The following is a 19,682-nucleotide window of genomic DNA, read 5'->3' on the forward strand; positions in this document are numbered from 1 at the left end:
CCCACCTCAGAAGTCGACGCTGGCGGAGAGTTTGAGCGTGCGCGGTTCGCTGACGGTGGCGTAGCCATCGTTGAACACGCCGGCCCAATAGGCGCGGTTCTCGACGTTCTCCAGACTGGCACGCAGGGTCACCTCCTTGCTCAGCACCTTGGTCGCATAGCGCGCGCCGAGGTCGTAGCGGGTCCACTGCGGGATCTTCAACTGGTTGGCGGAATCGAGGTACTGGGAGCTGCTGTGGATACCCAGGGCGGTCAGGGTCAGGCCCTCGACCCCGGGCAGGTCCCACTCGGCGCCGAGGTTGGCCGACCAGGCCGGCACGCCGCGGGCGGTGTTGCCGTCCATGGCGCCATTGGCGGTCTTGCTCAGCACCGCACGGGTGTAAGTCACGCCACCGAGCAGGCGCACGCTGGGGACGACTTCGCCGAACATCGTCCACTCAACCCCTCGGTTGCGCTGCTCGCCGTCATCGTTGTAGCGATTGCTGGGCTTGTCGTAGATCATGCTGGGCTTGTCGATCTGGAACACCGCCAGCGTGTGGGTGAAGTCGCCCAGGTCCCATTTCACCCCGGCCTCCATCTGCTTGGCGACATAGGGCGCGAACTGCTCGCCGTAGTTGGCGGCCTTCTGGTCGGTGACCATGCCGCCCTGGGTCAGGCCCTCGATGTAGTTGGCATACAACGACACCGGCGCGTCCCAGGGCTTGAGCACGATACCCACGGCCGGGGTCAGCTTTTGCTCGTCGTACGAAGGGTTGCTCATCTTTTGCCGCACGCGCTGGGAGCGGACTCCGAGGGTGAGCAGCACACGCTCGTCCATGAAGCCCAGGGTATCGGCCACGGCAAAGCTCGACAGGGTGTTGTCGCCGGTCTTGGTGCTGCTGCCGTGGTCGCCGGCGATGATCGCCTTGCCCGGGTGGTAGATGTTGGTGGGGTACTTGGCTCCGGTGACCGTTGGCGCACGGCCGATGTCCTGGTGCAGCAAGGTGGTGCTGAGCACCATCTGGTGGCTGACCGGGCCGGTCATGAAGTTGCCGCGCAGACCGGCCTCGGTAGACAGGCTGTGGGTGTAGCCGGCCTGGTTGTAGGTTTCCCCCGTAGCCGTGCCGTCGGCCTTGTTCACCACCACCCGCGTGCCGTTGAGGAAACCATCGTAGCGCGTGCGCGCGCCACCTACGCTGGCGTAGGCGCTCCAGCTGTCATCGAGCTGGTACTCGCCTCGCACCACCACGGCCTTGCTGATCTGCCGGGCGTGGATGCCTTCGAGGATGTTGGTGTCCGGCTTGGGTGCGCGGGTTACGTGGTTGAGGCCGCTGAAGCCGGCCATCATCGGGCTGCCGTTTTCCAGTTTCTCGTGGTTTTCGTAGGCATCCAGTTCGAGCTTGAAGTCATCGCCCCGATAGTCCAAGGCCAGCGCCGCCAGGGTACGGTCCTTGGACTGTTCGTCGACACCCGTGTCGCCGCTGCCGTAGACGCCATTGAAGCGAATGCCGAAGCGGCCATCGGCGAAGCGCCGGCCGACATCGATATGCTCGGCGACATAACCATCGGACACGTAGCTGGTGGTCAGGCGGGTCAACGGCGCATCGCCGGCGCGTTTGGGCACCAGGTTGACCACCCCGCCGACACCACCGTTGGGCGCCATGCCATTGAGCAGCGCGCCCGGTCCCTTGAGCACTTCGACGCGCTCGAGGAATTCGGTCGGCACGTGACCATCGGGCGCCAGGCCGTAGAGTCCACCCAGCGCCAGCTCGGTGGAGTCCAGGGCATAGCCACGGATCATGAAGTTCTCGTAGGCATGCCCTTCACCGGTGCTGAAGCGGATCGACGGGTCGTTGCGCAACACCGCGCCGACCGTGCCGCTCTGCTGGTTCTCGATGGTCTTGGCGGTGTAGGCGGTGACGCTGAAGGGGGTGTCCATCAGGTCACGGTTGCCCAGCATGCCGATGCGCGCGCCACGGGCCACCTGGCCACCGCTGTAGCTTTCCGGCAGGTCGCTGTTGAAGCCCGAGGCATTGACCGTGGTCGCCCCCAGGGTCAGGGCACCCTGGTCGGTCGGGCCGCGCAGGATGATCACGCCGTTTTCTTCCACCGCCACCAGGTCGCTGCCGGCCAGCAGCTGGCGCAGGGCCTGCAACACCGTGTAGCGGCCCTGCAAGGCAGGCGCGCTGCGCCCGGCCAGCACACGGCTGTCGGCGGCGATCGCCACCCCCGATTCATGGGCCAGGGCATGCACCGTGGCCTCCAGCGACTGCCCCGGCAGGTCGAGGTTCAGCGGCTGGCTATCGGCCAGGGCCAGGCCACTGCCGCCGAGGGCGCAGGCCAGGGCCAGGCGCCGCAGGGTGCCGGGGAAGCGGGGGGTGAAAAGCGACATGATCGGTCCTTGCAGGAGGTGGGTTCACAGCTGATGACGCGGCAGCGGCGGTTTACCCCTCAAACTTTTTTGGGCGTCAGCGCGGCACGACCAGACGCTCGCCACCCTGCTCCAGCAGCCTGACCGGCAGGATCCCCGGCAACGCCTCAAGCAACACCTCGGGGCGGTCGCTCGGGAAGCTGCCCGTCAATCGCTGGTTGGCCACCCCCGGATCGACCCGAACGGTCCGCCCGACATAGGCATTGAGCTCGCCGATCACCTCGACCAGCGGCTGGTCGGTGAACGACCACCAACCCCGCTGCCAGTGCGCCAGGTCCGGGCCAAACCGGCCACCGGCACGCAAGCTGCCCAGCCGCCCCTGGCCATCCAGGCAGATGCGTTCGCCGGCCTGCAGCACCTGCTCGCCACCTTGCAGGTCGCGCACCTGGACCCGCCCCCTGGCCACCGCCACCTGGACCCGGTCGCCACGGTCACTGACCGTGAAGGCGGTGCCCAGCACCTGCACCAGGCCCAGGCGCGTGCTGATCAGGAACGGTCGCCACAGCTCATGGGCGACATCGAAGAACACGTTGCCGTGCAGCAGCAGGACCTGGCGCTGGCCATGATCGAAACACACGCGCAGGTTGCTTTCGGCCGCCACCAGCAACTGGCTGCCGTCCGGCAACGCCAGCGCCTCCGGCGCTTGCCCGTGGGCCGTCTGCAGGTCCTGCTGGAACGCTGCGGTGCGCTTGTACATCCAGCCCAGCCAGCCACCGGCAGCCAGCAGCAAGGCCAGCGCGCCGCCCTGGCGCAACACCCGCCGGCGACCGACATCGCAGGCCTGCGGCTGCAACGCGCCACGCAGCTGCGGCGCGAGGCGGTGAACCAGCTGCCAACGCTGCTCGGCTTCCAGCCAGGCGCGCTCATGCTCGGCGCTGCGCCCGCGCCAGCGCTGCGCCAAGCCGTGAGTCTTGCGCACGCGCTCCGGATCGTCCCCTTGCAGCGCCGCCAGGTAGACCAGCGCCTGTTGCACCTTGCGCGGCGCAGCCGGCTCAGTCATGAAGGCTCGCCAGGCGCAGCTCGGACAGGTCGAAGACCGCCCGGGCGATATGCAGCTCCACCGACTTGGCCGACAGCGCCAGGGCCTCGCACACCTCACGGTGACTGTGGCCGTGCAGGCGCACGCGAACGAACACCTCACGGCGCAGCCTGGGCATCCGTTCGATGCGGGCGATCAGGTGCTGCAGCTGCTCGCGCGCGATCATGATCTCTTCCACGCTGGGGCTGAGCCAATCGGCCCGCGCCAGCCAGTCTTCCAGCGCCGCCAGTTCGGTGCTGCGCCGACGGTACTGGTCGATGCACAGGTTGCGCGCCGCCTGGAACAGCAAGGCCCGGGCATTGATCACCGGTGCGTTGAGCGCGTGGGCATAGGCCTGGGCGAAGCTGGACTGGGCGATATCGGCGGCGTCGTCAGGATTGCGCAGCCGCCCGCAGAGGTAGCGGCGCAGATCGCTGTAATGGGCGAGCAGATCATCGACGGCCGCCTTGAGGGCAGGCTGGGCGTGCCAAACGCGGGAAAGGGAGGTCATTGCGGATGTGGCGAGGGCCGTTAATAGGAATTCCTATCATTCTCACACATGCCAATCGGCCATCGCTAGTGTCCTGTCTCGGAAATACGTTCTCTTTTGGCGAGTGGCTTGGGTGTTCGGCCAAGGCGCCGCGACGAGTCATAGCAGGGCTATGGCGAGGAGTGGTAACGCCGGCCGGGCGCCCAAGACGCCGCCAAAAGTGAACAGCTTATTTCCGAGACAGGACACTAGTGTGGTGTTTTGCAAATACGACCAATAAATCGCGAGCGATTTTTGCGCTCAGGCAAGGCGTCGCGACGAGTCGTAGCCCAGCTACGGCGAGGAGCGACAACGCCGCATGAGCGCAAAAAACGCCGCGAGTTATGGTCGTTATTTGTGAAACACCACACTAGCATCATCGTGTCGATCAGTAACCCAGCTTGCGCAGCAACTGGCCCTCGTTCTGCGGCAACGGCCGGCCGTAGAAACGCATCAGCTCAGCGGCGCGGTTGGTGAAGATGCCATCGACGCCGGCTTTCATCGCCTTGTCGAAATCCACCGCCTCGTCGAGGGTGTAGACGTGCACCAGCAGGCCCTTGGCATGGCTGGCCTGGTTCATCCACGGCTGGATCAGGTCGGAATAGCTCTGCTCGCCCAGGCGGGTGCGGATCGCCGAAGGGCCGGTACCGATGGCGCCGCCGGCCTTGGCGTAGTCGAGCCAACGCTCGAACTCGGCACGGTCCTTGGGCTGCTGGCGAGCGTAGAAGGCCGACTTGTCCTGCTCGCCGGACTCGGCGAAGTCCTGCCCGGAGGCCGGTTCGATGCTGCCCTTGGCCACCCACAGCAAGAGGATCTTCGGCACCTGCGGCATGGCTTGGTGCAGCAGCTTGAGGCTGTTGCGGTCGAAGGTCTGCAACACCACCCGGCCCGGCTTGTCGAGCCAGCCGCGGGCTTCGAGGCGTTTCTTCAGGTCCTGTTCGATGCCAGGGAACTGGGCCGGTTCCTTGGTCTCGATGTACAGGCCGGGGTGACGCTCGGGGTTGCCTTCGGCGATGTCGATCACCTCGTCCAGGGTCAGGATGCGCTGGCCCTTGAACGCATCCCGGGCACGCTGGGGATAGGCCTTGTTGAACCAGCTGCCGGCATCCAGCGCCTTGAGCTCGGCCAGGGTGAAGGCGCTGACCGGGCTGGCCTTGCGCTCCGGGTAACGTTCGGCGACGTCGCTGGTGCGCGCCAGCACATCGTCGTGGACTACCACCAGCACGCCATCGCGGGTGCGCTGCAGGTCCATTTCCAGGTAGTCAGCGCCCAGTTCACGAGCCAGCAGGTAGGCGGGAGTGGTGGACTCGGGGGCGTCGAACGAGGCGCCGCGGTGGGCGATCACGGCCGGGTGAGGGATGTCCTGGGCACTGGCGAGGGCCTTGCCATCAGTGGCATGGGCGGCAGAGCTCGCCAGCAGGGTGGCCAGGAGAAGGGTCTTGTACATGGGTAGTCCTTTGCAGATCGGGGCCGGCCTCCGGAAGACGCCGGCAAGGTCAACGGTGCAGTCCTTGAAGGCGCAAGCCTCGCACACTCTGCATGACATGCTAAAGTCCCCGGCGTTTTCCGCCCCACCCAACGGACCGCCCATGCCCGCACTCGACGCCCACCTGCCCTCCTGGGCCGACCTCAACCAGCGCCACCCCAGCACGGCCCTGCTGCTGGGCAACGGCGCCAGCCGCGCGCTGTGGAAACCGTTCGGCTACTTCTCGTTGTTCGAGCAAGCCCAGCAGGTGCGACACAAGGCGCTGGGCGTGAGCGACCAGGCGCTGTTCAAGGCCCTGGGCAGCGAACTGTTCGAGCCGGTGCTCAGCACCCTGAACACCACGGTACGGGCCAACGCCGCGCTGGCGATCAACTCCACCGCGCCGCTGAACCGCTACTACTCGATCAAGGAAGCGTTGATCCACGCGGTGCGCGCCGTGCACCTGCCCTGGCCGCTGTTCCCCGACGCGACACGCACGGCCATCAACCAGGCGCTGCGCCAGTACCGCACCGTCTACACCAGCAACTACGACCTGATCCTGCCCTGGGCCATGGCCCAGGATGCGCAAGGTTTCGCCAGCCTGTTCGACGAGCAGGGTTTCTTCGATGTGCGCCGCAGCCAGGTCGAAGGCATTCGCGTGCTGCACCTGCATGGCGGCATGCACCTGCTTAAACTACCCGACGGCAGCACCCGCCAGCGCGGCGCGGAACAGGCCGAGCTGCTCGAAGGCTTCGCCGTCAACATCCCCGGCGAAGTGCCGCTGTTCGTCAACGAGAGCCGCAGCGAGGACAAGCTGCGCGCCATCCGCAACAGCGACTACCTGTCCTGGAGCCTGGGGCAACTGGCCCGCGAACAGGGTGGCCTGTGCCTGTTCGGCCAGCACCTGGATGCCAGCGACCAACACCTGCTCGAGGCCATCCGTCAGGCACGGCCCCAGCACCTGGCCATCGCCATCCGGCCATTGAGCGAGGCTTCGATCATCAACCAGAAGCAGCACTTTATCGACCGCTTCGCCGATCTTGCCCAGGTTCCCCTGCATTTCTTCGACTCAGCCAGTCACCCCCTCGGGCTGGCAGAATTGGCGATCGCCGTGCCCGTCAACCACGCTCGTCGGCGCTGAATCGATCACTTTGCAAATGTAAATAATTCTCGATAAGATCCGCACCCTTTCCTCCACGCCAGCCCGGAAAGCGTGCATGCAGCGCCCCAAGCCCGACCCTGTCGCCCACGGTTTCTATGCCGACATCCTGCATTTCCTGCGCAAGCGCATGGACAATGCCAGCGATGCCGCGGACATGACCCAGGATGTGTTCGCCCAGTGGCTGGGCTACCGGGACCGAGCCAAGGTGGAGCAGCCGCGCGCGTTCCTGTTCCAGGTGGCCCGCAACCTGCTGAGCGACCATTGGCGACGGCAGAAAGTCCGCCACGCGGTGCTGGCCGACGACACCCTGCCCGAGGCACATGACACTCCCGCCAATGACCCGCTGGACCACGCCCAGCAGCAACAGCGGCTGAATCAATTGCGCCAGGTGCTCAGCGAACTCTCGCCGCGACGCCGCGAAGCCCTTATGCTGCACCGTTTCGAAGGCCTGACCCAGGCCCAGATCGCCGAACGCATGAACATTTCCGTCAGCATGGTCGAGAAGCACATCGCCGCCGCCCTGCTGCAATGCAAGCAACGCCTGGACAGTGACAACGGCACGGAGCAGTTCCCATGACCCCCACCGACGAGCTCGACCCGCGGCCGATCGACGCCCAGGCGGCGAGCTGGTTCAGCCGCAACCGCAACCAGCCTTCGCGCCAGGAGCGCAAGGCGTTCGCCCTGTGGATGCAGACGCCCGAGCACACCCGCGCCTACCGCCAGTTCGAACAATTGTGGGATGACCTGGCCGCGCTCAAGCAGGCCAACCGCCCCGTGCCCTTGCCGGTGCGCCGCGCACCACGCTGGCGCCCGGCCCTGGCAACCGCGGCGGCCCTGCTCTGCGCGGTGCTGGCGGGCAACCTGGGGGCGGGCAGCACCGCCTTCAGCCAGCGCATCGCCGCCGGCCAGGCCTTGCAGACCCTGCAACTGCCCGACGGCAGCCAGCTCTACGTCAACGCCCAGACCCGCCTGCGCCTGGACTTCAGCGCCGAACGGCGGCTGATCCACCTCGACCGCGGCCAGTTGTACATTGAGGTCGCGCCCGACAAGGAACGCCCATTGTTCGTCGACGCCGGCAGCGGCCGGGTGCGCGTGGTCGGTACCGGCTTCGACCTGCGCCGTGGCGAGCGTGAACTGGTGGTGGCGGTTGCCCACGGCCAGGTGGCGTTCGATACGCCGGGCGAACGACAACCGCCCGTGCTGCTCGGAGCCCGTCAGGGTGCCACCTACGACCTGGCGCGCGGCAGCCTGACACGCCACGAACTCGGTGAGCAGCAAGTCGCCGACTGGCGCGAGGGCCATGTGAGCTTCCGCAACCGCGAACTGGCCAGCCTGGTCGACGAGCTCGGCCTGTATCGCCAGCACCCGGTGGTGCTGGCCGATCCGGCGCTCGGCCGCTACAAGGTGTCCGGCAACCTCGACGTGCACGACCCGGACGCCCTGCTCAATGCCCTGCCGGCGCTGTTGCCGGTCAAGACCACCTTGCTCGCCGACGGGCGCCTGCGCATCGAGCGACGCTAAAAAAATAATTTGAGAATTTTTATCATTCGCAGGTGAGGTTTTGTCGCAACGCCGCGTCTTCCTCCCCGCCTGCCGCGTGATGGCGGGCTTTTTCCGGCCTTTTGCCGTTTGGGGGAATTCATGTTGTCCGCGTTGCGTCCATTGCACTGCCTGCCTGCCCGACCCACCCTGCTGGCCCTGTGCCTGGCCATGAGCCTGGCCGCCGAAGCCGCGCCGGTGCCCTTCGACCTGCCGGCGCAACCGCTGGCCCGTTCGCTGAGCCAGCTGGCCCAGCAGGCCAAGGTCCAGCTGCTGTTCGACGAGGCCCTGCTCGGCAGCGCCCAGGCACCGGCGCTCAAGGGCGACTTCGAGGCCGAGGCGGCCATCGGGCGCCTGCTGGTGGGCAGCCGCTTCAGTGTCGTACGCATGGGCAACACCTACGTGGTGCGCCTGCGCGAGGACGCCCCGAGTGCCGACAACAGCATCCAGCTCGGCGCCTTGAGCATCGTTGGCGACGGCAAGCAGGTGGAGCCCGGCAACGTCGGACGCTCGACCCTCGACCAGGAACAGATCGACCGCTACCAGCCGAACAACATCCCCAGCGTGCTGGCCACCTTGCCAGGCGTGAACATGGGTGGCTCGGCCAAGCCCGGCGGCCAGACCATCAACATCTGGGGCCTGGGCGACGCCGAGGACGTGCCGATGACCCTCGATGGCGCGCCCAAGAGCGGCTTCGAGCGTTACCAGCAAGGCACGATCTTCATCGAGCCGGAACTGATCAAGCACATCGAGGTGGAGAAAGGCCCGCACTCGGTGAAGACCGGCAACGGCGGCTTCGGCGGCAGCGTCAACATGGAGACCAAGGACGCCGGCGACCTGCTGCAGGAAGGCCGCAACAGCGGCGCCATGCTCAAGTATGGCTATGCCAGCAACGACCATCAGCAGATCTACAGCTCGGCGCTTTTCGGCCGCAGCGATGACCGGCGCTTCGACGGCCTGGTCTATTACACCAAGCGCGACGGCGGCAACCTGAAAATGGCCGACAACCTGCCGGACCCGAACAACCAGTGGCCGGTCAACCCCAAGCGCGTGCCCTACAGCGCCCTGGACCTGGACGGCATGCTGCTCAAGGGCAACGTCCACTTCACCGACGAGCACAGCCTGGGCCTTTCCTACTCGCGCTCCGAAACCGACCGCTGGACCACCTTCGCCGCCACCGCCTACCCGGCGCCCCCCTCGGCGGCGGACATCAGGAAGTACGGCTATGAAGGCTCTCTCAAACGCTTCCTGGCCTATCGCACCACCATCGACACCACCTGGTCGGCCACCTACAAGTACCAGCCCATCGAGAATCCGTGGGTCGATTTGCAGGTGAAATACTCCGAGTCCGACACCAAGCAGACCGACGAGCGTGAAGCCACGGCGTTCTTCCAGCCGTCCACCGGTGGTCGCAAGATGGACACCGAGTACAAGGACCGCATGCTCGATGTGAAGAACACCAGCAGCTTCCTCACCGGTCCGCTGGAACACGCGCTCACCGCAGGCGTGCAGGTTCGCCGCCACGATCGCGACACGCAGATGTGGATGCCCGGCAAGACCTATGAAGTGCCCAAGTACAACTATGGCCACTACCAGCCGTACTTCATGCCCAGCGGCCAGGTCGACAGCCAGGGTTACTACCTGCAGGACGCGGTCACCCTGGGCAGCGTGACCATCACGCCGTCGTTGCGCTATGACCACGTCACCAACGAGGGCAAGCCCAACCAGGCGCCCTACTACAACAACCCGGCGGCCGGCCACGACTACAGCGACAAGACCTACAGCGGCTGGTCGCCACGCCTGTCGCTGTTCTGGAAGGCCACCGAGCAGACCGTGCTGTTCGCCGACTACAGCAAGACCTGGCGCGCCCCCGTGCTGGATGAGCAGTACGAGGTGCAAGGCGTGGGAAGCCGTACATCCACCAGCCGCAATCTCGACCCGGAACGTATCACCGGCGTGCGCGTGGGCAGCATCAGCGATTTCTCCAACGTGTTTGTCCAGGGCGACAGCGCCCAGGTACGCACGACCTTGTTCCGCAACAAGATCACCGACGAGATCTTCAAGGCCACCGGGGTCGGCTGCCAGGAGCAACTGGCCACCGGCGGCAGCATCGCCAACACCTGCGGTGGCGGCCTGATGGGCAACTACCGCAACATCGGCGACGTAGAGTACAAGGGCTTCGAGATCGAGACGTTCTACGACTCCACCTACCTGTTCGGCGCGGTGTCGTACGCCTGGATGGAAGGTCGCCACGAGGGCGCCTACACCAACCCTTGGGGCCCCGACGTGTGGGCCAAGGATGTGCCTGCGCCGAAATGGATCACCACCCTGGGGGTCAAGATTCCGTCCTGGGACGCCCGTGTCGGCTGGACCGCGCAGTTCGTCGGCGCCACCCACCACCTGCCCAGTGACAAGTACTTCGAGGGCCCGGCCAGTGCCCTGGGCGACCGCTACTACGACAACTTCGGCAATGAGAAGTACGAGATTCACGGCCTGTTCGCCAACTGGAAACCCCAGCAGCCGTACCTCAAGGGCACCGAGGTCAACCTGACCGTGGACAACCTGTTCAACAAGGCCATCCGGCCGGAGCTGTCGGGCGAGAACGCCTACACCCAGGGGCGCAATGCCAAGATCAGCGTGACCCGGTTCTTCTGATCCTGCGCAACGGCGATGATGCAATGGACTGCATCACCTGCCACTCGCCACCCGTTCCTGGGCCCTGGCGACATTCACCTGCATCGCCACGACAGCCAGTTCATGGAGCGCCTGGGCAACGGCGTGGGTACCCCGTTCCTGCATCCAGGCCAGGATGTCGGCCAGGTGCCAGAGCGAAAGGCTGCCGTCATGCACCGGGGCCGGGAAAGTGCGGTGATGCGTGAGCATGAGCTTGCGCATGTTCTGTCGGGACACCCCCACCAGCGCCGCCACATCGGTCAGGCCGACCAGGTCCGGACTGGCTTCGATCAGGCGGGCCTCCGGCAAGACCTGCCGGACATTCTCCAGGGCGCTGTGCATCGCTTCCCGCGCAGTCTTGCCCTCGCGGGCGAAGGCCAGGGCCAGGCGACCGGGCTGACCACTACCGACCACCGCGTCATCGCAACCGGCCTCTCCCAGAAGCTCGATCAGTGCATCGACATCCACGCCGTCGTGCAATTGGTACTTGAGGGTGAATTCGTACTCCATCACTTTCGCTCCACTGGCTGATTGACGATCCCACGCATCGACGTGCAGTTGTCCACGACCCGGCGCAACTGGCGAGCGAAGGTGCCCGGATTTCTGGGTGTGCTCCACACGCTGGTGATGCAGAACTCGCCACAGCGGCATTCGCGGTCGTTGTTGGGGCAATAGATCCGCCCCCAGCAATGGCCGCCCCGCACCGTGACTTTCCAGCCCTGCGCCTCAGCGTGTGTCAGGGACTGCTCGACTTCCTTGTTTGGATGGAGAGGACGGGCCATCGATTGAGCTCCAGTATGGGCATGGGAATAAGGTTGTCAAGTGACAACCATGCGACGCCGACGGGCGTCACCACAAGCCAGACTAGGTGCCAGAGAGGCTGCAACAGGCTCAGAAAGACTCTTTCGGAAACGGCCTAACCGAAACTGGGAAGGTGCTGTAGGTTCAATCACCCAGCAATCAGACCATCCGCCTGCAGCAGGGTTTCCAGGCAATGCTCGCGTACCCCATAGAACGCCTTGAGCTCGGCGATCTTCTCCAGCAGCGCGGCATTGTCCTGGGGCTGTCGGCGCTTGACCGCAAGAATCATCTTGTTCTTGTTGGTGTGCTCGAGCGAGATGAATTCGAACACCTTGGTCTCGTAGCCACAGGCCTCAAGATAGAGCGCGCGCAGGCTGTCGGTGAGCATTTCGGCCTGCTGCCCCAGGTGCAGCCCGTATTGCAGCATCGGTTGCAACAGGCCGGGGCTGCGCAGTTGCGGACGAACCTGCTTGTGGCAGCACGGCGAGCACATGATGATCGCGGCGTTGCAGCGAATGCCGGTGTGGATGGCGTAGTCGGTGGCAATGTCGCAGGCATGCAGGGCGATCATCACGTCGATGGCCTCAGGCACCACGCTGCGCACATCACCGCATTCGAACACCAGGCCCGGATGCTCCAGGCGCGCGGCGGCGGCGTTGCACAGCTCGACCATGTCTGGACGCAACTCGACCCCGGTGACCTGCGCCTCACGCCCGAGGGTATTGCGCAGGTAGTCGTGCATGGCAAAGGTCAGGTAGCCCTTGCCCGAACCGAAGTCGGCGACTTTCAGCGCCTGCTGCGCATCCACCGGCGCACCGCTCAAGGCATGGTCGAAGACTTCGATGAACTTGTTGATCTGCTTCCACTTGCGCGACATCGACGGGATCAGCGCGCCCTGCCCATCGGTCACCCCCAGGTCGCGCAGGAACGGTCGCGACAGTTCCAGGTAGCGCTTTTTCTCGCGGTCGTGCCCGCCAGCCCCCGCCTCACGCGGCGCCGGCTGGGCCAGGTGACGGCGCAGCATCGGTTTGCCCTTCTTGCTGAACTCCAGTTGCACCTCGCCGGCGGCGGTGAACAGGTGCGCGTTGCGAAAACTCTCCGGCAGCAGCTCGGCCACCAGCGCCAGCGCCGGGTCCAGCCCCAGGTTGCGGGTGATGTCGCGGGTCTGGTGACGGTAGACCAGCGACAGACAGGCCTGGCCCTTGATCTGCACCGGCTTGGCGATGATCCGCTGCAGGGTCTGGTCGGCGCCGACATGACGGGCCAGCACCAGCTTGCTCAGGCTGCCATCAGCCAGGGCATCGGCTAGCAGGCTCAGGAACTGGGCACGCGGGTCCGGCGCGGTGGGGGCGGAAGAAGGGGACGACATGGGAACGGGTGCCTCGGAATGCGGGGGCGCGATGCGCAATGCCTGGCATTCTACGTCGATGTCAGGCCATCGCGAACCCCTGTGGGAGCGGGCTTGCCCGCGAAGCCGATAACTCGATGCATGACACCGGCTTCGCCGGTGTTCGCGGCGCAAGCCCGCTCCCACGACAACAAGCATTGATTCAGACCACGAGAATCAGTCGAGAATCACCAGGCGGTTGGGCAGCTCGTTGCGCGCATGGGTGGGCGGCACGTGTTCGCTGAGCAGCTCGCCGCAGGCCTCGATGCACTCGACGAAACCCTGCAGGGTATGGCCCTGGCGCACCTGATCGGTGAAGCGGGCGACGATCGCCTCGCGTGCCTGCTCGGGCAGGTGCCGGGCAATGCCCTCATCAACCAATATCTCGACATGACGCTCGGCTTCGCTGACGAAGATCAGCACCCCCGTGGCACCAGCGGTACGCTGCAGGTTGAGCTCGAGAAACTGCTGGCGGGCCAGGCCCGACGCACGCCGGCGCCGCAGCACCACCGGCACCACCCAGGCCGCCAGGCGCGGGTGGCGCAACAGCAGGCACAGGCTGATGAAGGTCAGCATCTGCGCCAGCAGCAGGCCATTGACGCCAATGCCGCCCAGCCACAGGTGCAACGCGCCAGGGATCAGCAAGGCCAGCAGGGCGGCCCAGAGCAACGGCAGGTAGGGAAAGTCGTCGGCGCGGCGGGCCAGGACGGTCACCAGCTCCGCATCGGTACGCCGCTCGGCGCGGGCGATCGCCTCGGCGATCTGGCGCTGTTCGTATTCGGTCATGCCATCGTCTCTCGAGCGTTCTTATCGTTGTTATCCCGGCAATCGGGTGGGCGAGAGTGTATCTCAACAAACGCCTCATATAAGGCATAATCCGCGACTGCGCCGGATCATGGATGAATGATCCACAGAACCGCCAGCGGACGCGACAATAACAGGCGTACGAAACGTCTCGGCCAGCCGCATATCACTCGACAACGGAATTGATGATGAAACTGTCTTTGCTGGGCCTGGCCATGGGCCTTGCCAGTCAGGCGGCCCTTGCCGCCCCAACCGCCGCGCCCCTGCAAGACAAGCAGGCGTTCATCGACCATCTGGTCGGCCAGATGACCGAGGCCGAGAAGATCGGCCAACTGCGCCTGATCAGCATCGGCCCCGAGATGCCCCACGAGAAGATCCGCGAGGAAATCGCCGCCGGACGCATCGGTGGCACCTTCAACTCGCGTACGGCCCCCGAGAACCGGCCGATGCAGGACGCGGCCATGCGCAGCCGTCTGAAGATCCCGATGTTCTTCGCCTACGACACTATCCACGGCGAGCGCACCATCTTCCCGATCGGCCTGGGCCTGGCCTCGTCCTGGGACATGGACGCCATCGCCAAGGTCGGCCGCACCTCGGCCATCGAGGCCGCCGCCGATTCGCTGGACATGACCTTCGCGCCGATGGTCGACATCGCCCGCGACCCACGCTGGGGCCGCACCAGTGAAGGTTTCGGCGAGGACACCTACCTGACCTCGAAGATCGGCCAGGTGATGGTCAAGTCGTTCCAGGGCTCGAGCCCGGCCAACGCCGACAGCATCATGGCCATCGTCAAGCACTTCGCCCTGTACGGCGCGGTGGAGGGGGGGCGCGACTACAACACGGTCGATATGAGCCTGCCGAAGATGTACAACGACTACCTGCCGCCCTACCGCGCCGCGCTCGACGCCGGTGCCGGCGGGGTGATGGTGGCGCTGAACTCGATCAACGGCGTGCCGGCCACCTCCAACACCTGGCTGATGAACGACCTGCTGCGCAAGGAGTGGGGCTTCAAGGGCGTGACCATCAGCGACCACGGCGCCATCCAGGAACTGATCCGCCATGGCGTTGCCCGCGACGGCCGTGAGGCCGCCAAGCTGGCGATCAAGGCCGGCATCGACATGAGCATGAACGACACCCTCTACGGCGAGGAGCTGCCAGGGCTGCTGAAGTCCGGTGAAGTCAGCCAGGACGAACTGGACCAGGCGGTGCGTGAAGTGCTGGGCGCCAAGTACGACATGGGGCTGTTCAAGGACCCCTATGTGCGCATTCCCAAGGCCGAAACCGACCTGAAGGACTACTACGCCGAAGACCGCCTGCACCGTGACACCGCCCGCGACGTGGCACGCCGTGGCCTGGTGCTGCTGGAGAACCGCGAGCAGACCCTGCCGCTGAAAAAGGCCGGCACCATCGCCCTGGTCGGTCCCCTGGCCGATGCGCCGATCGACATGATGGGCAGCTGGGCCGCCGACGGCAAACCGCAGCACTCGGTCACCGTGCGCGAGGGCTTGCGCCGTGCCGTGGAAGGCAAGGCCAAGCTGGTCTACGCCAAGGGTTCGAACGTGACCGGCGACAAGGCCATGTTCGACTACCTGAACTTCCTCAACTTCGACGCACCGGAAATCGTCGATGACCCACGTCCCGCCGCCGTGCTGATCGACGAAGCGGTCAAGGCCGCCAGGCAGTCGGATGTGGTGGTGGCCGTGGTCGGCGAGTCCCGCGGCATGTCACACGAATCGTCGAGCCGCACCACCCTGGAGATCCCGGCGGTGCAACGCGACCTGATCAAGGCGCTGAAGGCCACCGGCAAGCCCCTGGTGCTGGTACTGATGAACGGCCGTCCGCTGTCGATTGCCTGGGAGCGCGAGCAGGCCGACGCCATCCTCGAGACCTGGTTCAGCGGCACCGAAGGCGGCAACGCCATCGCCGACGTGCTGTTCGGCGACTACAACCCGTCCGGTCGCCTGGCCATCACCTTCCCACGCTCGGTCGGGCAGATCCCGATGTACTACAACCACATGCGCATCGGCCGTCCGTTCACCCCGGGCAAGCCGGGCAACTACACCTCGCAGTACTTCGAGGAGCCCAACGGCCCGCTGTACCCGTTCGGCTACGGCCTGAGCTACACCAGCTTCGAGCTGTCGGGGCTGGCGCTGTCGCAGAAGGAACTCAAGCGTGGCGGCACCCTGCAGGCCAAGGTGACGGTGAAGAACACCGGCAAGCGTGACGGCGAGACCGTGGTGCAGCTGTATATCCAGGACCAGAGTGCGTCAATGAGCCGCCCGGTCAAGGAACTGAAGAACTTCCAGAAAGTCATGCTCAAGGCCGGCGAAGCGCGAACCTTGACCTTCGACATCAGTGAGCAGGACCTGAAGTTCTACAATGGCCAACTGCAGCACGTCGCCGAAGCTGGCCAGTTCAATGTGCAGATCGGCCTCGACTCGCAGGCGGTGCAGCAGCAGAGCTTCGAGCTGCGTTAAGCAGGTTCGGCCCCTTCGCGGGGCAAGCCCGCTCCCACAGGAACATCTGCAATCCTGTGGGAGCGGGCTTGCCCCGCGATGAGGCCGGCACAGACAACCGAGATCCCGGATCCGCCCCATGCCCTCATCCTTCCGCGCCCTGCGCCTGGGTTTGATCATCCTGCTGATCCTGGTCGGCACCACCCTCAGCGCCGGCTGGGCCATGCACCAGGCCAAGCGCCAGGCCATGGAAACCGACGCCCGCCGGGCCAGCGAGCAACTGGGCCTGTATGCCAACGCCCTGCACACCCTGATCGAGCGCTATCGCGCCCTGCCTGCGGTGCTGGCGCTGGATCCGGAGCTGATCGCGGCCCTGCGCGGTCCGATCACCGAGCCGGTGCAGGACGCCCTGAACCGCAAGCTCGAACGCATCAACGGCGCCGCCAACTCCTCCACCCTGGAGCTGCTCGACCGCACGGGCCTGGCCATCGCCGCCAGCAACTGGCGCCTGCCGACCACCTATGTCGGCTCCAACTACGGCTTTCGCCCCTATTTCAAGCAGACCCGCAGCCAGGGCAGCGGCCGGTTCTATGCCGTCGGCGTGACCAGCGGCGTGCCGGGCTACTTCCTGTCCAGCGCGGTAAACGACGAACATGGCCGCTTCCTCGGCGCCATGGTCGTCAAACTTGAGTTCCCGGAGCTGGAACGCGAGTGGCGCCAGGGCAGCGATATCCTGCTGGTCAGCGATGCCCGCGGCATCACCTTCATCGCCAATCAGGACGGCTGGCGCTACCGCGAGCTGCAACCGCTGTCCGGCGCCGACCGCGCCGAACTGGCCGAAACCCGCCAGTACGACAAGCAACCGCTGGTGCCCCTGCAGCACCAGGCCCTGACCCGCTTCACCGACACCAGCCACCTGACCCGCGTGCAAGGCCCGGATGGCACCGCCGAGTACCTGTGGGAGCGCCTGCCCCTGGAGGCCGAAGGCTGGACCCTGCACTTGCTGCGCAAGCCGCAGGTCGCCGAGGATGGCCGCAACGCCGCCCTCGCCGCTGCAGCCATCTGGCTGAGCCTGGTGTTCGCCGCGCTGTTCGTCAGCCAGCGCCTGCGCCTGGCCCGCCTACGCCAACGCAGCCGCGAAGAGCTCAAGCGCCTGGTCGAGGAGCGCACCCGTGAGCTGCATACCGCCCAGGAAGGCCTGGTGCAATCGGCCAAGCTGGCGGCGCTGGGGCAGATGTCGGCAGCCCTGGCCCACGAAATCAACCAGCCGCTGACCACCCAGCGCATGCAGTTGGAAACCCTGCGCCTGCTGCTCGACCATGGCCGCCATGACGAAGCCCGCCAGGCCCTGGAGCCGCTGGAGCAGATGCTGACCCGCATGGCCGCGCTCACCGGCCACCTGAAGACCTTCGCCCGCAACAGCCCCGGCGGCCTGCGCGAACGTCTGGACCTGGCCACGGTGGTCGACCAGGCGCTGCACCTGCTGGATACCCGCATCCGCGCCGAAGGCGTCGAAGTGGCGCTGTACCTGGCCCGCCCGGCCTGGGTCCGCGGCGACGCGATCCGCCTCGAGCAGGTGCTGATCAACCTGCTGCGCAACGCCATCGACGCCATGGCCGACAAACGTTACAAACGCCTGGAGATCCGCATCGAGGCAGACGATGGGCAATGGCGCCTGAGCGTGCTCGATTCCGGTGGTGGCATCCTCGACTGCGACCTGGACCGGGTCTTCGATCCGTTCTTCACCACCAAGCCGGTCGGTGAAGGGCTGGGCCTGGGCCTGGCCATCTCCTATGGCATCGTCATCGACGCCGGTGGCCGCCTGCAGGTCGAGAACCTGCCGGGCGGTGCCCGCTTCAGCCTCACCCTGCCCCGCGACCTGGAGCCTGTATGTTGAATTCGGTGATTGTCGTCGACGACGAAGCGAGCATCCGCACCGCGGTGGAACAGTGGCTGAGCCTGTCGGGCTTCAGCGTGCAACTGTTCGCCCGCGCCGAAGACTGTCTGGACAGGCTCGAGCCGCACTTCCCCGGGGTGATCCTCAGCGACGTACGCATGCCCGGCATGTCCGGCCTGCAACTGCTCGAACAGCTGCAGGCGAACGACCCCGACCTGCCGGTGATCCTGCTCACCGGCCATGGCGATGTGCCCATGGCCGTGGAAGCGATGCGCAATGGCGCCTATGACTTCCTGGAAAAGCCGTTCACACCACAGCACCTGATGGGCAGCCTGCGCCGGGCCCTGGAAAAGCGCCAGCTGGTCCTGGAGAACCGCCACCTGCATGAGCAGGCCGACCTCAAGGCGCAGCTGGAGAACACCCTGCTGGGCATGTCCCAGGGCTTGCAGCAACTGCGCCGCCAAGTGCTGGAGCTGGCCGGCCTGCCGGTCAACGTGCTGATCCGCGGTGAAACCGGCAGCGGCAAGGAGCGCGTGGCGCGCTGCCTGCACGACTTCGGCCCGCGCGCCGACAAACCCTTCGTCGCCCTCAACTGCGCGGCCATTCCCGAGACGCTGTTCGAGGCCGAGCTGTTCGGCCATGAGAGCGGCGCGTTCACCGGTGCCCAGGGCAAGCGAATCGGCAAACTGGAGTACGCCAATGGCGGTACCGTGTTCCTCGACGAAATCGAAAGCATGCCACTGGCCCAGCAGGCCAAGCTGCTGCGGGTGATCCAGGAACAGAAGCTTGAGCGGCTGGGCGCCAATCAGAGCATCAGCGTCGACCTGCGCATCATTGCCGCGACCAAGCCGGACCTGCTTGAAGAAGCCCGCGCCGGGCGTTTCCGCGAAGACCTGGCCTATCGCCTGAACGTCGCCGAACTGCGCTTGGCGCCCCTGCGCGAACGGCGTGAGGACATCCCGCTGCTGTTTGAGCATTTTGCCCGCGGCGCCGCCGAACGCCTGGGGCGCAGCGCCCCACCGCTGAGCGGCGCGCAACTGGCGCGCCTGCTGGCCCACGATTGGCCGGGCAATGTGCGCGAGCTGGCCAATGCCGCCGAACGGCATGCCTTGGGGTTGGGCTCGCCGGCTTTGGAGGTCGCGTCCGGCGGGCAATCCCTGGTCGAGCAGATGGAAGCGTTCGAGGCCCAGTGTCTGCGCGCTGCATTGCGTCAGCACAAGGGTGAGATCAAGGGCGTGATGGAGGCACTGCAACTGCCGCGGCGCACACTCAATGAAAAGATGCAGCGGCATGGGTTGGCGAGAGAGGACTTTCTTGAGCGCGAATGAGCGGATTCTTGCCTATCCATTGGCGAGAACAAGCGAAATTCCGCTCACTCACTGATCCTCCGAGGCACTTCTTCGCGGGGCAAGCCCGCTCCTACAAGGATATGCATTACCCGCAGGTTACAGGGGTTGCGTGGGAGCGGACCGGCTCGCGATGCACCCAAACGGATCACTGCGCCCCCACCTGGCACACCTCCTGCAAAACCCTTCTCAAGCT

General features: G+C 65.8%; 15 protein-coding genes. 7 read left to right on the forward strand and 8 right to left on the reverse strand.

Annotated elements, in window-relative coordinates:
• Nucleotides 1-6: 6 nt before the first annotated feature.
• The 4 genes from NMG10_RS09230 to NMG10_RS09245 all read right to left on the reverse strand — a co-directional run bounded on the left by NMG10_RS09230 (nucleotide 7) and on the right by NMG10_RS09245 (nucleotide 5,403).
• Complete coding sequence (locus NMG10_RS09230; protein ID WP_254464221.1) at nucleotides 7-2,370, reverse strand: TonB-dependent receptor; 2,364 nt, start codon at nucleotides 2,368-2,370, stop codon at nucleotides 7-9.
• 76 nt (nucleotides 2,371-2,446) lie between these two features.
• Entirely contained in the window at nucleotides 2,447-3,409 is a 963-nt protein-coding gene (locus NMG10_RS09235) for a FecR family protein (RefSeq protein WP_203647827.1), read from the reverse strand.
• Nucleotides 3,402-3,938 (reverse strand): RNA polymerase sigma factor, encoded by a 537-nt coding sequence (locus NMG10_RS09240; protein WP_203647828.1) that lies wholly within the window; start codon nucleotides 3,936-3,938, stop codon nucleotides 3,402-3,404. The genes NMG10_RS09235 and NMG10_RS09240 overlap by 8 nt, the downstream gene beginning before the upstream one ends.
• Before the next feature lie 406 nt (nucleotides 3,939-4,344).
• Complete coding sequence (locus NMG10_RS09245; protein ID WP_203647829.1) at nucleotides 4,345-5,403, reverse strand: glycerophosphodiester phosphodiesterase family protein; 1,059 nt, start codon at nucleotides 5,401-5,403, stop codon at nucleotides 4,345-4,347.
• A 142-nt stretch (nucleotides 5,404-5,545) separates the two neighbouring features.
• Between NMG10_RS09245 and NMG10_RS09250 the strand changes: the two genes are divergently transcribed.
• The 4 genes from NMG10_RS09250 (at nucleotide 5,546) to NMG10_RS09265 (ending at nucleotide 10,777) form a co-directional block, all read left to right on the forward strand.
• Entirely contained in the window at nucleotides 5,546-6,562 is a 1,017-nt protein-coding gene (locus NMG10_RS09250; RefSeq protein ID WP_254464222.1) for a DUF4917 family protein, read from the forward strand.
• Nucleotides 6,563-6,638: 76 nt separating this feature from the next.
• Nucleotides 6,639-7,160, forward strand: a complete 522-nt coding sequence (locus tag NMG10_RS09255) for an RNA polymerase sigma factor (protein WP_203647831.1) — start codon at nucleotides 6,639-6,641, stop codon at nucleotides 7,158-7,160.
• Nucleotides 7,157-8,104, forward strand: a complete 948-nt coding sequence (locus NMG10_RS09260) for a FecR domain-containing protein (protein WP_203647832.1) — start codon at nucleotides 7,157-7,159, stop codon at nucleotides 8,102-8,104. Before NMG10_RS09255 ends, NMG10_RS09260 begins: the two co-directional genes overlap by 4 nt.
• A 120-nt stretch (nucleotides 8,105-8,224) precedes the next feature.
• Nucleotides 8,225-10,777: a TonB-dependent receptor gene (locus NMG10_RS09265; RefSeq protein WP_232854624.1), complete on the forward strand. Its 2,553-nt coding sequence runs from the start codon at nucleotides 8,225-8,227 to the stop codon at nucleotides 10,775-10,777.
• A gap of 33 nt (nucleotides 10,778-10,810) precedes the next feature.
• On the opposite strand, the gene NMG10_RS09270 is transcribed toward NMG10_RS09265, so the two are convergent.
• From NMG10_RS09270 to NMG10_RS09285, 4 genes are all read right to left on the reverse strand, one after another.
• The gene (locus tag NMG10_RS09270; RefSeq protein WP_062572979.1) at nucleotides 10,811-11,305 is read right to left on the reverse strand and encodes an AlpA family transcriptional regulator; all 495 of its coding nucleotides are present in this window, start codon (nucleotides 11,303-11,305) and stop codon (nucleotides 10,811-10,813) included.
• Complete coding sequence (locus NMG10_RS09275) at nucleotides 11,305-11,577, reverse strand: hypothetical protein (RefSeq protein ID WP_232854625.1); 273 nt, start codon at nucleotides 11,575-11,577, stop codon at nucleotides 11,305-11,307. Before NMG10_RS09275 ends, NMG10_RS09270 begins: the two co-directional genes overlap by 1 nt.
• A 167-nt stretch (nucleotides 11,578-11,744) precedes the next feature.
• Nucleotides 11,745-12,965, reverse strand: coding sequence for an SAM-dependent methyltransferase (locus NMG10_RS09280; protein ID WP_203647834.1), 1,221 nt, complete (start codon nucleotides 12,963-12,965; stop codon nucleotides 11,745-11,747).
• 195 nt (nucleotides 12,966-13,160) lie between these two features.
• Nucleotides 13,161-13,769: a TPM domain-containing protein gene (locus NMG10_RS09285; protein ID WP_234560679.1), complete on the reverse strand. Its 609-nt coding sequence runs from the start codon at nucleotides 13,767-13,769 to the stop codon at nucleotides 13,161-13,163.
• A 203-nt stretch (nucleotides 13,770-13,972) separates the two neighbouring features.
• Here NMG10_RS09285 and bglX point away from each other — a divergent pair, with 203 nt between their 5' ends.
• From bglX to NMG10_RS09300, 3 genes are all read left to right on the forward strand, one after another.
• Complete coding sequence (gene bglX, locus NMG10_RS09290; RefSeq protein ID WP_234560680.1) at nucleotides 13,973-16,264, forward strand: beta-glucosidase BglX; 2,292 nt, start codon at nucleotides 13,973-13,975, stop codon at nucleotides 16,262-16,264.
• Nucleotides 16,265-16,382: 118 nt separating this feature from the next.
• On the forward strand, nucleotides 16,383-18,140 hold the full coding sequence (locus tag NMG10_RS09295; protein ID WP_203647835.1) for an ATP-binding protein: 1,758 nt from the start codon (nucleotides 16,383-16,385) through the stop codon (nucleotides 18,138-18,140).
• On the forward strand, nucleotides 18,134-19,468 hold the full coding sequence (locus tag NMG10_RS09300) for a sigma-54 dependent transcriptional regulator (RefSeq protein ID WP_232854628.1): 1,335 nt from the start codon (nucleotides 18,134-18,136) through the stop codon (nucleotides 19,466-19,468). Before NMG10_RS09295 ends, NMG10_RS09300 begins: the two co-directional genes overlap by 7 nt.
• Nucleotides 19,469-19,682 lie beyond the last annotated feature (214 nt).

Origin of the sequence: Pseudomonas sp. DVZ6 (assembly GCF_024259445.1) — a bacterium.
In the GTDB taxonomy this organism is placed as follows: domain Bacteria; phylum Pseudomonadota; class Gammaproteobacteria; order Pseudomonadales; family Pseudomonadaceae; genus Aquipseudomonas; species Aquipseudomonas peradeniyensis.

What these genes read in the sequence shown, in the direction of transcription:
- NMG10_RS09260 (WP_203647832.1), top strand. Translation starts at nt 7,157, where the DNA reads ATGACCCCCACCGACGAGCTCGACCCGCGGCCGATCGACGCCCAGGCG.
- NMG10_RS09230 (WP_254464221.1), bottom strand. Translation starts at nt 2,370, where the DNA reads ATGTCGCTTTTCACCCCCCGCTTCCCCGGCACCCTGCGGCGCCTGGCC.
- NMG10_RS09245 (WP_203647829.1), bottom strand. Translation starts at nt 5,403, where the DNA reads ATGTACAAGACCCTTCTCCTGGCCACCCTGCTGGCGAGCTCTGCCGCC.
- NMG10_RS09250 (WP_254464222.1), top strand. Translation starts at nt 5,546, where the DNA reads ATGCCCGCACTCGACGCCCACCTGCCCTCCTGGGCCGACCTCAACCAG.
- NMG10_RS09240 (WP_203647828.1), bottom strand. Translation starts at nt 3,938, where the DNA reads ATGACCTCCCTTTCCCGCGTTTGGCACGCCCAGCCTGCCCTCAAGGCG.
- NMG10_RS09275 (WP_232854625.1), bottom strand. Translation starts at nt 11,577, where the DNA reads ATGGCCCGTCCTCTCCATCCAAACAAGGAAGTCGAGCAGTCCCTGACA.
- NMG10_RS09265 (WP_232854624.1), top strand. Translation starts at nt 8,225, where the DNA reads ATGTTGTCCGCGTTGCGTCCATTGCACTGCCTGCCTGCCCGACCCACC.
- NMG10_RS09295 (WP_203647835.1), top strand. Translation starts at nt 16,383, where the DNA reads ATGCCCTCATCCTTCCGCGCCCTGCGCCTGGGTTTGATCATCCTGCTG.
- NMG10_RS09285 (WP_234560679.1), bottom strand. Translation starts at nt 13,769, where the DNA reads ATGACCGAATACGAACAGCGCCAGATCGCCGAGGCGATCGCCCGCGCC.
- NMG10_RS09270 (WP_062572979.1), bottom strand. Translation starts at nt 11,305, where the DNA reads ATGGAGTACGAATTCACCCTCAAGTACCAATTGCACGACGGCGTGGAT.
- NMG10_RS09235 (WP_203647827.1), bottom strand. Translation starts at nt 3,409, where the DNA reads ATGACTGAGCCGGCTGCGCCGCGCAAGGTGCAACAGGCGCTGGTCTAC.
- bglX (WP_234560680.1), top strand. Translation starts at nt 13,973, where the DNA reads ATGATGAAACTGTCTTTGCTGGGCCTGGCCATGGGCCTTGCCAGTCAG.
- NMG10_RS09300 (WP_232854628.1), top strand. Translation starts at nt 18,134, where the DNA reads ATGTTGAATTCGGTGATTGTCGTCGACGACGAAGCGAGCATCCGCACC.
- NMG10_RS09255 (WP_203647831.1), top strand. Translation starts at nt 6,639, where the DNA reads ATGCAGCGCCCCAAGCCCGACCCTGTCGCCCACGGTTTCTATGCCGAC.
- NMG10_RS09280 (WP_203647834.1), bottom strand. Translation starts at nt 12,965, where the DNA reads ATGTCGTCCCCTTCTTCCGCCCCCACCGCGCCGGACCCGCGTGCCCAG.